The organism is Streptomyces sp. NPDC038200, assembly GCF_055600785.1.
Genome location: NZ_JBVJYH010000001.1, coordinates 518,854 through 533,014 on the forward strand (window position 1 = coordinate 518,854; position 14,161 = coordinate 533,014).

Annotated in this window: 8 protein-coding genes; 2 read left to right on the forward strand and 6 right to left on the reverse strand. The window is 71.4% G+C overall.

Features of this window, described 5'->3' with window-relative positions; genetic code table 11:
- Positions 1–43: 43 nt before the first annotated feature.
- Both ACZ7KF_RS02170 and nrdR read right to left on the reverse strand, forming a co-directional pair.
- Positions 44–2,941 (reverse strand): vitamin B12-dependent ribonucleotide reductase, encoded by a 2,898-nt coding sequence (locus ACZ7KF_RS02170; protein ID WP_471068486.1) that lies wholly within the window; start codon positions 2,939–2,941, stop codon positions 44–46.
- A gap of 166 nt (positions 2,942–3,107) precedes the next feature.
- Positions 3,108–3,659, reverse strand: a complete 552-nt coding sequence (nrdR, locus tag ACZ7KF_RS02175; RefSeq protein WP_225826690.1) for a transcriptional regulator NrdR — start codon at positions 3,657–3,659, stop codon at positions 3,108–3,110.
- Positions 3,660–4,223: 564 nt separating this feature from the next.
- Between nrdR and lexA the strand changes: the two genes are divergently transcribed.
- A complete protein-coding gene (gene lexA, locus ACZ7KF_RS02180) occupies positions 4,224–5,003 on the forward strand; it encodes a transcriptional repressor LexA (RefSeq protein WP_030750750.1) in 780 nt (259 codons plus the stop codon).
- A gap of 148 nt (positions 5,004–5,151) precedes the next feature.
- On the opposite strand, the gene ACZ7KF_RS02185 is transcribed toward lexA, so the two are convergent.
- The 4 genes from ACZ7KF_RS02185 to ACZ7KF_RS02200 form a co-directional block, all read right to left on the reverse strand.
- Positions 5,152–7,128, reverse strand: coding sequence for an ATP-dependent DNA helicase (locus ACZ7KF_RS02185; protein WP_471068489.1), 1,977 nt, complete (start codon positions 7,126–7,128; stop codon positions 5,152–5,154).
- Positions 7,129–7,325: 197 nt separating this feature from the next.
- Positions 7,326–8,096 (reverse strand): GNAT family N-acetyltransferase, encoded by a 771-nt coding sequence (locus tag ACZ7KF_RS02190; RefSeq protein ID WP_471068491.1) that lies wholly within the window; start codon positions 8,094–8,096, stop codon positions 7,326–7,328.
- Positions 8,097–8,206: 110 nt separating this feature from the next.
- Complete coding sequence (locus ACZ7KF_RS02195) at positions 8,207–10,597, reverse strand: IucA/IucC family protein (protein ID WP_471068494.1); 2,391 nt, start codon at positions 10,595–10,597, stop codon at positions 8,207–8,209.
- Positions 10,598–10,726: 129 nt separating this feature from the next.
- Entirely contained in the window at positions 10,727–12,352 is a 1,626-nt protein-coding gene (locus tag ACZ7KF_RS02200; protein ID WP_471068497.1) for a diaminobutyrate--2-oxoglutarate transaminase family protein, read from the reverse strand.
- 574 nt (positions 12,353–12,926) lie between these two features.
- Between ACZ7KF_RS02200 and ACZ7KF_RS02205 the strand changes: the two genes are divergently transcribed.
- The gene (locus ACZ7KF_RS02205; RefSeq protein WP_471068498.1) at positions 12,927–14,156 is read left to right on the forward strand and encodes a trypsin-like serine peptidase; all 1,230 of its coding nucleotides are present in this window, start codon (positions 12,927–12,929) and stop codon (positions 14,154–14,156) included.
- The last annotated feature ends 5 nt before the right edge of the window (positions 14,157–14,161 follow it).

Below are 14,161 nucleotides of genomic sequence, written 5' to 3' on the forward strand. Positions count from 1 at the left end.
GCCGACCCTGGCCGGCGCCCCTTACTTCACGAACGGCGTGTCATCAGCTGCAGCCGCTGGTCGAGCCGCAGCCCTCGCAGATGTAGCAGGAACCGGCCCGCTGCATCTTCGTGCCGCAGGAGAAGCACAGCGGGGCGTCGGCCTGGATGCCCAGCTGCATCTCCACGAGCTCGGCGCTGGTGTGGGCCTGCTTCGGGGCGGGCTTGGCCGCCTCGGACTCGGCCTTCGGCGTGGCGACCGCCTTCAGCTCCTGGGCGCGCGGGGCCGACTGGGCCAGGCCCTCGACGTCGACCTCGTCGTCGGCCGGCTCGTAGGAGCCGGTCTCCAGGTGCCGCTGGCGCTCCTCGGCGGAGTGGATGCCGAGCGCGGAGCGGGTCTCGAAGGGCAGGAAGTCCAGCGCCAGGCGGCGGAAGATGTAGTCGACGATCGACTGGGCCATCCGCACGTCCGGGTCGTCCGTCATGCCGGCCGGCTCGAAGCGCATGTTGGTGAACTTCGAGACGTACGTCTCCAGCGGCACGCCGTACTGGAGGCCGACGGAGACCGCGATGGAGAAGGCGTCCATCATGCCCGCGAGAGTCGAGCCCTGCTTGGACATCTTCAGGAAGACCTCGCCGAGACCGTCGTCCGGGTAGGAGTTGGCGGTCATGTAGCCCTCGGCGCCACCGACCGTGAAGGACGTGGTGATCCCCGGGCGGCCCTTCGGCAGACGCTTGCGGACCGGGCGGTACTCGATGACCTTCTCGACCGTCTCGCGGATGGCCGCCTCGGTCTTCTCCGTGACCTCCGCCTTCTCCTTCTCCTTGGTCTTGGCGGAGAGCGGCTGGCCGACCTTGCAGTTGTCCCGGTAGATGGCGAGCGCCTTGACGCCCAGCTTCCAGGCCTCGAAGTAGATCTCCTCGACCTCCTCGACGGTCGCCGTCTCCGGCATGTTGACCGTCTTGGAGATGGCACCGGAGATCCACGGCTGGATCGCGGCCATCATGCGGACGTGGCCCATCGGGGAGATGGCGCGCTCGCCCATGGCGCAGTCGAACACCTCGTAGTGCTCGTGCTTGAGGCCGGGGGCGTCGATCACGTTGCCGTTCTCGGCGATGTGGGCGACGATCGCCTCGATCTGCTCCTCCTGGTAGCCCAGGCGGCGCAGGGCCTGCGGGACGGTGCCGTTGACGATCTGCATCGAGCCGCCGCCGACCAGCTTCTTGAACTTCACCAGAGCCAGGTCGGGCTCGACACCGGTGGTGTCGCAGGACATCGCGAGACCGATGGTGCCGGTCGGCGCGAGCACGGACGCCTGGGAGTTGCGGAAACCGTTCTTCTCACCGAGGCGCACGACGTCCTGCCAGGCCTCCGTGGCGGCGGCCCAGACGGGGGTGTCGAGGTCGTCCATGCGGACGGCCTTGCCGTTGGCGTCGGCGTGCTGCTGCATGACGCGCTTGTGGGCGTCGGCGTTGCGGGCGTAGCCGTCGTAGGTGCCGACGACCGCGGCCAGCTCGCTGGAGCGGCGGTAGGCCGTGCCCGTCATCAGGGAGGTGATGGCGCCGGCCAGGGCGCGACCGCCGTCGGAGTCGTAGGCGTGACCGGTGGCCATCAGCAGGGCGCCGAGGTTGGCGTAACCGATGCCGAGCTGGCGGAACGCGCGCGTGTTCTCGCCGATCTTCTGGGTCGGGAAGTCCGCGAAGCAGATCGAGATGTCCATCGCGGTGATGATCAGCTCGACGACCTTCTGGAAACGCTCGGTCTCGAAGGACTGGTTGCCCTTGCCGTCGTCCTTCAGGAACTTCATCAGGTTCAGCGAGGCCAGGTTGCAGGACGTGTTGTCCAGGTGCATGTACTCGCTGCACGGGTTCGACGCGGTGATCCGGCCGGACTCGGGGCAGGTGTGCCAGTTGTTGATGGTGTCGTCGTACTGGATGCCCGGGTCGGCGCAGGCCCAGGCGGCCTCGGCGATCTTGCGGAAGAGGGCCTTCGCCTCGACCTCCTCGATCACCTCACCGGTCATACGGGCGCGCAGGCCGAACTTGCCGCTCTCCTCGACCGCCTTCATGAACTCGTCGTTCACGCGGACCGAGTTGTTGGCGTTCTGGTACTGGACGGACGTGATGTCGTCGCCGCCCAGGTCCATGTCGAAGCCCGCGTCGCGCAGGACGCGGATCTTCTCCTCCTCCTTGACCTTGGTCTCGATGAAGTCCTCGATGTCGGGGTGGTCGACGTCGAGCACGACCATCTTGGCGGCACGGCGGGTGGCACCACCGGACTTGATGGTGCCGGCGGAGGCGTCGGCGCCGCGCATGAACGAGACCGGGCCGGAGGCGTTGCCGCCGGAGGAGAGCAGCTCCTTGGAGGAGCGGATGCGGGAGAGGTTCAGGCCGGCGCCGGAGCCGCCCTTGAAGATCATGCCCTCTTCCTTGTACCAGTCGAGGATCGACTCCATGGAGTCGTCGACGGACAGGATGAAGCAGGCGGAGACCTGCTGGGGCTGCGGGGTGCCGACGTTGAACCAGACGGGGCTGTTGAAGCTGAAGATCTGGTGCAGGAGGGCGTACGCCAGCTCGTGCTCGAAGATCTCGGCGTCGGCGGGCGAGGCGAAGTACTTGTAGTCCTCACCGGCCTTCCGGTACGTCTTCACGATGCGGTCGATCAGCTGCCTGAGGCTGACCTCGCGCTGCGGGGTGCCGACGGCACCGCGGAAGTACTTGCTGGTGACGATGTTGACCGCGTTCACCGACCAGAAGTCGGGGAACTCGACGCCACGCTGCTCGAAGTTGACCGAGCCGTCGCGCCAGTTGGTCATGACGACGTCACGGCGCTCCCAGCTCACCTCGTCGTACGGGTGTACGCCGGGGGTGGTGTGGATGCGCTCGATGTGCAGTCCCTTGTTCCCCGCCTTGCCGCTCTTGGCGCGGGAACCTCGTGCCGGACCGCTCGCCGTCTCTGTCATGCCGCCTCCCTGTACGGGCAAAAACGCCCTGAAATGCCCCGTTGTTCCCGTGGGCACGTGGTTCTGTCTTGCGCTGCGGGCACCCTGGAATACCGCCCGCAACAGGTCTTGGTTCGCCGCCTTCCGGGCCGGAATCCGGGTCTCCTCCCGGTTTCCGGCGCGCCGGTCAGTCGGCGGCGCCGGCGGGCACGGGGACCTGAGTGGTCCCGCCGGGCCCGCGGCCGTCTTCCTGGCTCCCCGCTCCCGCGTCTTCCTCGTCCGCGGCGGGGTCCCGCGTCGCCTCCCTCAGCTCCGCGATGGCGGCCTCGAAGTCCTCGAGCGTGTCGAACGCCCGGTAGACGGAGGCGAACCGCAGATAGGCGACGAGGTCGAGCTCCTGCAACGGGCCGAGTATGGCCAGCCCCACGTCGTGGGTGGTCAGCTCGGCACTTCCGGTCGCGCGCACCGCCTCTTCGACCCGCTGGCCGAGCTGGGCGAGAGCGTCCTCGGTGACAGGCCGCCCCTGGCACGCCTTGCGCACGCCGTTGATGACCTTGGTACGGCTGAACGGCTCGGTGACGCCGGACCGCTTGACCACCATGAGCGAGCACGTCTCCACGGTCGTGAAACGACGGGAGCAGTCGGGGCACTGGCGGCGCCGGCGGATGGACGTGCCGTCGTCGGTCGTACGACTGTCGACCACGCGGCTGTCGGGGTGCCTGCAGAAGGGGCAGTGCATGGTTCTCCAACCCTCCTCACAGCAGACTCGTCAGCCTCGCCGGACCCGGGAGCCCCGCGAAGCAGCCCTAAGCATAGGCGATCGCGGAGCCTTCTCGGACCCGGGGGACCACAACTTGTGGGCTGCCGTAGCCATCCAACCACTAGATGTGGGGATTGGCTCATACATCGAGGCGGATACGCGTGTCGCGCGGGAGCGGCCTTCCCGGCCGCCCGCGACGGCCGGCGCGGACACGCGGGCGCCGAGCCGTGCCGCGACGGCGCTTGCGGGGATACCGTGGGCGCCACAGGGAGGACGCGTGGCACTCCCGCGCAGAAGGGACCCCGGGTCCCGGACTGCGCGATTCCGGATGGCAGACTGGGGTCGCTGCTCACAAGGCGGACAACCCCGGCGGTGAAGAGTACAACAATGGGCGCTTTTGCCCTCCGAGTGTCGCGTTAGCCATACACCCAGACACCTGATCGCGTCAGGCGAAACGCACTTTTTCACTCGAACGTGTGTTTGGCGCAACCTTTCGAAAGCAACTACCGTTGTGCAGCAGGGAGACCATCGAGAGGGGCCGACGTGACCACCACCGCAGACAGTGCCACCATCACCGCCCAGGACCGCTCCCAGGGCCGAGTCGAGCCGGTACACGCGATGAACGAAGCCACGAATCCCGAGGGGCACAAGCGCTCCCTGCCTGGCCGACCTCCAGGCATCCGGGCGGACAGCTCGGGGCTCACCGACCGGCAGCGCCGGGTGATCGAGGTCATCAGGGACTCCGTCCAGCGGCGAGGCTACCCGCCGTCGATGCGGGAGATCGGCCAGGCCGTCGGCCTCTCCAGCACGTCGTCCGTCGCCCATCAGCTGATGGCACTGGAGCGCAAGGGCTTCCTGCGCCGCGACCCGCACCGCCCGCGCGCGTACGAAGTGCGCGGCTCCGACCAGGCCGTCACGGTGCAGCCCACGGACACCGCGGGCAAGCCCGCCGCGTCGTACGTCCCGCTGGTCGGCCGCATCGCCGCCGGTGGCCCCATCCTCGCGGAGGAGTCCGTCGAGGACGTCTTCCCCCTCCCCCGCCAGCTCGTGGGTGACGGCGAACTCTTCGTCCTCAAGGTCGTCGGCGACTCCATGATCGAGGCCGCGATCTGCGACGGCGACTGGGTCACCGTGCGCCGCCAGCCGGTCGCCGAGAACGGCGACATCGTGGCCGCCATGCTCGACGGCGAAGCCACCGTCAAGCGCTTCAAGCGCGAGGACGGCCACGTATGGCTGCTCCCGCACAACGCGGCCTACGAGCCGATCCCCGGCGACGACGCCACCATCCTGGGCAAGGTCGTCGCGGTGCTGCGGCGCGTGTGACCGCCGCGGCGGGCGGGCCGGTCGGCTCGCTCCCCTGACCGGGCCCCGGAACCCCTGCGCCGGTTCCGGGGCCCCGCGCATGTCCGAGACGGTCGCATGGCGGCCGTCCTCCGGGGTGGCCCGACCAGCCGGTCGGGCCACCCCGCGCTCACTTCTCCTCGGCCTGCTGCGCCGCCGCGTCGATCGCCGCGAGCGACTTGCGGACCTGGTTGCGGTCCGTGGTGAACCAGAAGTCCGGCAGTGAGGCCTTGATGTAGCCGCCGTACCGCGCGGTGGCCAGCCGCTGATCCAGCACGGCCACGACGCCCCGGTCACCGGAGGCCCGGACGAGGCGGCCGGCACCCTGCGCCATGAGCAGCGCCGCGTGGGTGGCGGCCACCGCCATGAAGCCGTTGCCGCCGTTGTCCTCCACCGCCTTCTGCCGCGCACTCATCAGCGGGTCGTCGGGACGCGGGAACGGGATCTTGTCCATGACGACCAGCTGACAGCTGGGGCCGGGGACGTCGACGCCCTGCCACAGCGACAGCGTGCCGAAGAGACAGGTCTTCGGGTCGGCCGCGAAGTTCTTGATCAGTTCGCCGAGCGTCTCCTCGCCCTGGAGCAGGATCGGGAACTCGGGGATCCGGGAGCGCAGCTCCTCCGCGGCGAGCTGGGCGGCCCGCATGGACGAGAACAGGCCGAGGGTGCGCCCGCCGGCTGCCTGGATCAGCTCGGTCAGCTCGTCCAGCATGTCGGCACGGTCACCGTCCCGTGCCGGGCGCGACAGATGCTTGGCGACGTACAGGATGCCCTGCTTGCGGTAGTCGAAGGGCGAACCGACGTCGACGCCCTTCCACTGCGGCAGGTCCTCGCCCTCCGTGCCCTCCGGGCCGAGCCCCAGGGAGGCGCCGACGCCGTTGAAGTCGCCGCCCAGCTTGAGGGTCGCCGAGGTGAGGACGACGGACCGGTCGGCGAAGAGCTTCTCCCGGAGCAGGCCGGAGACCGACATGGGGGCGACCCGGAGGGACGCGCCGAAACGGTCGTGCCGCTCGTACCAGACGACGTCCCACTCCGAGCCGTTCAGGACCCGCTCGGCCACGTCGTGCACCGACTCCACCGAAGCCAGGGCCTGCTTGCGCACCGCGTCCTCGTCCTGGACCGACTTGTCCCGCGTGGCGCCGATCGCGGAGATCACCGTACGGGCGGAGTCCCGCAACGCCATCAGGGCGTAGGCGAGGTCCTCGGGGATCTCCTCCAGACGGCCCGGCAGCGCGAGTTCCATGAGCCGCTCGAAGCCCTCGGCGGCGGTCTGGAGCTGGTCGGCGGCCTTCTCGTCGACGAGCTTGGCGGCACGGCGCACGGCGCGGTTGACCTGGCCGGGGGTGAGTTCGCCGGTGGCGACGCCGGTCACCCGGGAGACGAGTTCGTGGGCCTCGTCGACGATCAGCACCTCGTGCTGCGGCAGCACCGGAGCGCCCTCGATGGCGTCGATGGCCAGCAGGGCGTGGTTCGTGACGACGACCTCGGCGAGCTTGGCGCGCTCGCGGGCCATCTCCGCGAAGCATTCGGCGCCGTACGCACACTTCGACGCGCCCAGGCACTCTCGCGACGACACCGAGACCTGCGCCCAGGCGCGGTCCGAGACGCCCGGGGTGAGATCGTCCCGGTCGCCGTTCTCGGTCTCGTCCGCCCAGTCCCGCAGCCGCAGCAGGTCCTGGCCCAGCTTGCTCGTGGGCGCCGCGGCCTCGAACTGGTCGAAGAGCCCCTCCTCCTCGTCCTGCGGCATCCCCTCGTGCAGGCGGTGCAGGCACAGGTAGTTCGACCGGCCCTTGAGCATCGCGAACTCCGGGCGGCGGCGCAGCAGCGGGTGCAGGGAGTCGACCGTGCGCGGCAGGTCGCGCTCCACGAGCTGGCGCTGCAGGGCGAGCGTCGCCGTGGCGACGACCACCCGTTCCCCGTGCGCGAGCGCGGGCACGAGGTAGCCGAGCGACTTTCCGGTGCCGGTGCCGGCCTGGACCAGCAGGTGGGATCCGTCGTCGATCGCCTCGGCGACCGCTTCGGCCATGGTCACCTGGCCGGGGCGCTCCGTGCCGCCGACAGCCGAGACGGCGGCATGCAGGAGTTCGGGGAGTGAGGGCTTCGTCATAGCCCGACCACCCTACGGCCCTGCACTGACAAACGGGGGGTCACGGCGGGGGGAGGGGGCGGGATCACGGCCGGGGCTCCTGAAGGGGTGGGCTGGGCGGGGTGGGACGGCGAAGGTCGTCGGCCGGGGCTGCCGGTCCGCGGGAACGATCCGGGTCCGCCGTTCGTATCTCACGGTGAGCGCCCGATCACGGGGCGCTACGACACATCGCGTCGGACCCGGTCCCGGATCATGAGGGCGGCCCGCTTGCCGGGCAGGTCGATCTCGGCCGCGCACCGGAAGCCGGCGCTCAGGAACGCGGCGACGGAGGGGGTGTTGCGAAGATCGGGTTCCGCCACGACACGGACACAGGCGGGACGCCGCTCCAGGATCAGGTCGGCCACGGCTCGCAGGAGGGTGGATCCCCGCCCCCGCCCCCGGTCGGAGGCGTCACCGACGAGCAGGTGGATCCCGGTGTCGTGCGGACGGGCCGGGTAGCGGCGGGCCAGTGGATCCAGGTCGGCGCGGTAGATCTCCCAATAGCTCATCGGGGTGCCGTCGAGTACGCCGAGACACGGCACGCTGCGCCCGTCGCCGTGAAGCTGGGCCCGCAGATGGTCCTCGGTCCGGTTCCGGGGCCCGGCCAGATCCCAGAACTCCGCCACGGCGGGGTCGTTCATCCAGCGGTGGACGAGCGGCAGGTCCTGATCGATGCGTACGGGCTCCAGCCGGAAAGAGCCGACGGGGGTCGCGACGGGGCCCCACGTGGCGATCCGACCGAGGAGGCCGGCCGTCACGCCGGCGCGGAGGGCCACGAACTCGGTGGGCAGGCAGAAGCTCAGCGTGTCCTCGCCGTCCGGGTCGTCGTCCTGGACGGCGAAGCGGCCGAACGGTGAGTTCCGGGGACCCGTGGAGTCCGCGCGGGGGCCAGGGCTGTCCGGCTGGGCAGGGGCGGGGCCGGGGCCGGCGCTCCCGTGGGTGGGAGGCATGGTGCGCTCCTCTCAGGAGACGAGGTGGGTCGTGTTCCTCGGTGTCGGGGGAAGGGGATGCGGCCGGCCGGGGATGCCGGTCCGCTCAGGTGACGCGCGGAGTACTTGGCTCAGTAATGAAGGGGGTTGGCGATGGTGACGTAGACGGACTGGGTGTCGACCGGGCCGACGAGTTCGTCGAGGCCGTGCAGCCGGGTCAGCAGGTTGGCCTTGCAGCGCAGGACGGGTGAGTCGAGCAGGCGGCCGGGCAGGGAGGTGCGCAACGAGGCCGGGCCCGAGGCGAGGTCGGTGAGGAATCGACGGAAAGCCGCGAGGAGCAGTCGCTCGTCGGCGAGGCGCTGGGAGCCGAAGGCCCCGATCAGGCCGAGCACGTTGTTGACGGCGAGGTAGTAGGCGAAGCGTTCGTCGGTCACGTCGTCCGGGACGAAGGTGTCGCTGTGCTCGCCGATGCCGGGCAGCCGGGCGTCGAGTTCGGCTCGCCGGGACTCGCGGAAGTAGTACCCCTGGTTGTCGCGGTACCGGCCACCGGCGGGCCAGCCGTCGCGGTCCAGCAGGAGCAGCGTGTTCTGCTGGTGGGCTTCGAGGGCGATGCCGGCCTCGCCGTCCAGCCAGAGGACGGGCCGCACGACGTGCTCCAGGTAGCGCAGGAACCACTCCGCGGCGACGGTGCCGACCGGCCGTCCGGTGCGGGCGGCGAGCCGTGCGACGAGTTGGGCCAGGCGGGACCGCATCGGGCAGGGGACCCCGGACGGCGACGCGTCGACTCGCGGCGGATCGAGCGGGCGGGGCGAGACGAGGCCGGCGACGCAGCCGACGTCGTCGGCCGGGGCGAACGGGTTGTGCCGGATCATCACGTCGAGTCCCGGCAGGGGCCGGCCGTCCGGGCCGTCGACGGCGAGCCAGGCCGGGTCGCGGACGATGTCGAAGCCGGGGTGCACCGCATGCCATTGCGCGGCGAGGCCGGTGCGCAGCAGCCGGTGCACCTCGACTCCGCGGTGGAGTTCCTTGCGCAGGTTCTCGCGACGGGAGTTGGTGATGCGCAGGGCCAGCGACAGCTTGAGCATCGCGGGGGCACCGGATCGGTGGACGGTTCGTACGGAGGAGGTGGGGTGCCAGGGCGGGCCTGCGGGACCGAGGTCGTGGAGGAGTCCGGCGTCGAGCAGCGCAGCGACGGATGGGCGGTGGCGCACCTCGCGGGCTTGCCAAGGGTGCAGCGGCAGAGCCGTGTAACCGTCGGGCAGCGGCAGCGCGGTTCCGGCGAGACGTCGGATGAGGTGGCCGGCGGGAACGGGACGGCCGCGCTCGGTCCAGGCCGAGTCGGTGGCGAGAAGAGAGGGGGCGACGGCCAGCCAGTGCAGGGGGAAGGAGCCGCGCAGCTCAGGTGAGTACCGGTCGGCTTCGGCCTCGGTCAGGCCTTCCCGGCTCTTCGGGGTCGGGTGCAGCGGATGCCCCAGGAGGAGGGCCTGTTCGGCGCTGAGGAAGTGGTCCGGGACGTCGGCGGGGTGTTCGCGCCGGTGGCGGAGGAAGACCTCGGTTCGGCGGACGGAGTCGGCGACCCTGGCCACGAGATCGGCGCCGTCGCCGGGGGCGGGGGTCGTGGCACCGTCGTCGGGACCGGGACGGGTGCCGGGGCCGTTGTCGGGACCGGGGCCGGCGCCCCTGTCGGGGCGGCCTGGGCCGCGGAGGTCACCGATGGCACGGGGATCAGGGAGCCGCACGCGGTTGCCCGGTACGCCACCGTCACCGGGCCCGCTGCTGTCCCCCGGTCCACCACGGTCGTCCGGCCCCCGGCTCGCCCCCGGCCCACCGTCGTCACCCCACGGTCGGCTCCCCATCAGCCCACCGCCGTCACTCACCCCCCGGCTGTCCCCACCGCCTCCGTCCAGCCCCTGACCGTCCCCGAACCCATCACCGTCATCCAGCCCCTGGCCGCCCGCGGAGCCATCCCCGTCATCCAGCCGTCGGCCGCCCGCGAGGCCGCCACCGTCATCCATCCCCCTGCTGTCCCCCGGCTCGCCGTCCGCATCGGCGACCGGCCCCGAGCGGTGGGCGTCGCTGACCGGTGGGACGGTTGGCTCCCTGACGAGCAGTGCCGCGAGGGTGACGGCGTCGACGGGTGGGGCGGTATCGGGGGCGTGGGCGAGGCGCGGTGGGCCGAAGCGGTGCCAGCCGGTCGGGGACCAGTAGCGGACCGGCGCGATGAGGGCGGTGGCACTGGCCGGCAGCAGGATGCGGAGGCTGCCGGTCGTGGGTGCGGCGAGGCCGGTCTCGCGGGCCCAGCACCGCAGGAGGTTCTCGACGGCGGCGGCCTGGGCCGCTGTGCGGGCGTCGGGGTCCTCCAGCGAATCGGCGCCGGGCGTCGTCCTTCGGGTGGGATCCGGCTCCCGCTTCTTCTGCTGGGGCACCGACTCGGTGCGTGGTACGGCGGGGAACGGGGCCCCGGAGCCTCCCTGGTCGTCGGGTGCGCCGGAGCGGCCGTCGGGGGCGGGGGTGGCGTTCATGACGGCTCCTCGGGGCTGGAGTGGGGTGGTGCGGGCTCGCTCCACCCGCCCGTCCGTCCGCTCGGTGGCCGTTGGCCGGGTGCCGGTGACTGCCGGGGTGGTGGCGAGGCCCGGGGGAAGGGGTGGTGTTCAGCCGGCGCGTTGGGCCGGGCCGGGGTGTGGTTGCCGGCGCGGGCCGTGGTGCTCGTGCTGCCGGGCCGCCGCTGTGACCGCGTCGGTCAGGCGGTCCAGTACGGCCGCCGCCTGTTCGTCGGTGATCGTCAAGGGCGGGAGCAGCCGCACCACGGATGCGTGACGGCCGCCGAGTTCGACGATCAGCCCGCGCTGGAGGCACTCGCGCTGCACGGCGGCGGCGAGTTCCGGCGCGGCCGGGTACGGAGTCCGGGCGGGTCCCGGGGTCCGCGGCGCGGCACAGGGGTCACCGAGGCCACCGAAATCATCGGGCCCACCGAGGCCACCGGAGTCTCCGAGCTCACCAGAGTCACCGGAGTCACGGAGGTCACCGAATCCACCAGATCCACCAGCGCCACCAGCGCCACCACCGCCACCACCGCCACCACCGCCACCACCGCCACCACCGCCACCACCGCCACCAGCGAGGGATTCCCCGCGGAGCACGGCTTGGTCGGCGGCCGGGTTCACCAGTTCGAGTCCGATCATCAGTCCGCGCCCCCGCACCTCCCCCACGCAGGCGAATTGCCGCGCGAAGTCGGCGAGTTGGGTCAGCATGCGGGAGCCGAGAGCGGCGGCGCGTTCGGCGAGGGCGTTCTCGCGGACGTAGGCGAGCGTGGCGGTGCCCGCGGCCATGGCGAGCTGGTTGCCGCGGAAGGTGCCGGCGTGGGCGCCGGGTTGCCAGGCGTCGAGGTCGTCGCGGTAGACGACCACGGCCAGCGGGAGGCTGCCGCCGATGGCCTTGGACAGGACCATGACGTCGGGGGTGATGCCGCTGTGGTCGACGGCCCAGAACGCGCCGGTGCGGCCGACTCCGGTCTGGATCTCGTCGGCGATCAGCGGGACGGACCGGTCCGCCGTGAGCTGTCGCATGCGGCGCAGCCAGTCGTCCGGCGCGGGGATCACCCCGCCCTCGCCCTGGACGGGTTCGAGGATCATCCCCGCGGGCAGGGGGACACCGGATTTGGGGTCGTCGAGGAGGGACTCGGTCCAGCGGGCGGCGAGTTCGGCGCCGGACGGGCCGCCGACGCCGAAGGGGCAGCGGTAGTCCTGCGGATAGGGCAGGCGGGCGACCTGGACGTCGTGTGCGCCGCCGGAGGCGGCCAGGGCGCCGGCGGTCATGCCGTGGTAGGCGCCGGTGAAGGCGAGGATGCCGGTGCGGCCGGTCGCGGCGCGGACCAGTTTGAGGGCGGCCTCGACGGCGTCGGTGCCGGCCGGTCCGCAGAACTGGACGCGGGCGCGGTCGGTGAGTCCGGGCGGGAGGGTGCGGAACAGCTCGGTGATGAAGGCGTCCTTGACGGGGGTGGCGAGGTCGAGGACGGAGAGGGGGGCGCCGGAGTCGAGGACTCCGCGGATCGCTTCCAGTACGACCGGGTGGTTGTGGCCGAGGGCGAGGGTGCCGGCGCCGGAGAGGCAGTCCAGGTAACGGCGGCCGTCGGCGCCCTCGATGGTGAGGCCGCGTGCGCGGACGGGCACGATGGGCAGCGCGCGGGCGTAGGTGCGCGCCGAGGACTCGCGCGCCGACTGGCGTCTCAGGATTCCCTCGTGCACGGCCCGCGCCTCCCCGGGTGTGCCTCCTGCCATCGACTCCGTAACGGCCACGGCGCGCTGTCCTCCACGCTGTTCGAGGGCGATCTGGTCCGCGGGGGCCGCGCACAGGCAGCAGGATCCCCACCGCCTACAACCGCGGACCGTTCACGGGGTTACGGGTCGGGGCGAGATCATTGCCATCAGGGCGGGTGCCTGACGGTCCGCCGGGCGAGGGCGGGAGGTGGCGCCGGCCGTCGGCGAGGCCGGTCGAACGTGACATCGCCGCGTGGCCGTGCGTCAGCGGGGCCACGGTGAGGGCTCATGGGATGCGGATCCTCGCCGAGTCGGAGTGCGCGAACCGGGTGCGGGGTGGCCTTTCTCGTCCACGAGGCCAGGGCCTGCCGGGCCCGGCCTGATCGTCCCGGTCGCCCGTCTCTCCGGACGATGGGCCAGGTCAGGCGCCTTGTAGCCGAACCGTTGCCGTTCCATCGGAACTGTCCCGCAGCGAACGCATAGTGTGTGTTGCCGTTCCAGAAGGTTGTGGGACCGGCCCGAACTCCCCGGTGGACGAAGGCCGGTGGCACAGCCGAAGCGCCGAGTTTCCTTCACAGCAGGGGGAGTCAAGAACATGCGATCCATACGGCCGTCGTTCACCGCTCGGCGAGGCAGGGGCGGTCGCCGCGCCTCCACCTCGCTGACGGCGGTCGCCCTCGTGTCGGCACTGGCGTTCACCGCCACCGCCTGCAACGACGACGGTGGCGACAACGCCGACGGCAAGCCGAACGCCACCGCGACCGCGGGGGGCACCGGCGACGGAAAAATCGAGATCCCGGGAGACCTCAGGCAGAGGCTCAAGGAGCACGGGATCGACATCGACAAGTGGAAGAAAGGCGCCTGGAAGAACTGGAACAAGAGCGACTGGCTGCGCGAGGCCAATGACTTCGTCAACCCGATCATCAAGGGCCTGTGGGACCCGGACCGGATGCGCGACGCCGACGACCCGGACCAGGGCGTCGACGACAACGACATCTCCGGAGACCAGGGCGTGACGGACCCCACGCCGCAGCCGGTGAAGGCGCAGGCGGTCACGCCGCCGTACCACACCACCGCGGCCCCTTCGGGCAAGCTGCTCTTCGACTCGCCCGAGGGCACCATGGTCTGCTCGGGCACGGTCGTGCAGGACCCGGCGCACCCGGGCAAGTCCAACCTCGTCTGGACGGCGGGTCACTGTGTGCACGCCGGCAAGAAGGGCGGCTGGTACCGGAACCTCGCCTTCGTGCCGTCGTACAACAACCAGGCCAAGTCGGCGGCCGAGCTGGAGAACGCCGGCCGGTCCGAGATCGCCCCGTACGGCGTGTGGTGGGCCGACGCGGCGAAGACCTCGCAGCAGTGGATCAGCAAGGGCGGTGAGACGGGCGGTGACGGCGCCTCGTACGACTTCGCCGTCATCCACGTGACGCCGGAGCAGGGCAGCGGCGCCAAGTCGCTGGAGGAGACGGTCGGCGGAGCGCTGCCGGTGAACTTCGACGCGCCCGCGGTGGCGAAGGTCGAGAGCATCACCGCGTCCGGTTACCCGGCGGCGGCGCCGTACGACGGTCAGCTGCTGTACCAGTGCCAGGACGCGCCGGGCCGGCTCTCCATCGAGCAGTCCGACCCGACGATGTACCGGATCGGCTGCACGATGACCGGTGGGTCCTCCGGCGGCGGCTGGGTGGAGACCGGCGCGGACGGCAAGCCGGCGCTGGTGTCCAACACGTCCATCGGCCCGGTGAGCGCGGGCTGGCTGGCCGGACCCCGGCTGGGTGATGTGGCCAAGAGCGTGTACGAGTCGGTGAGCAAGCAGTTCGCCGGAAGCTGAGCAGG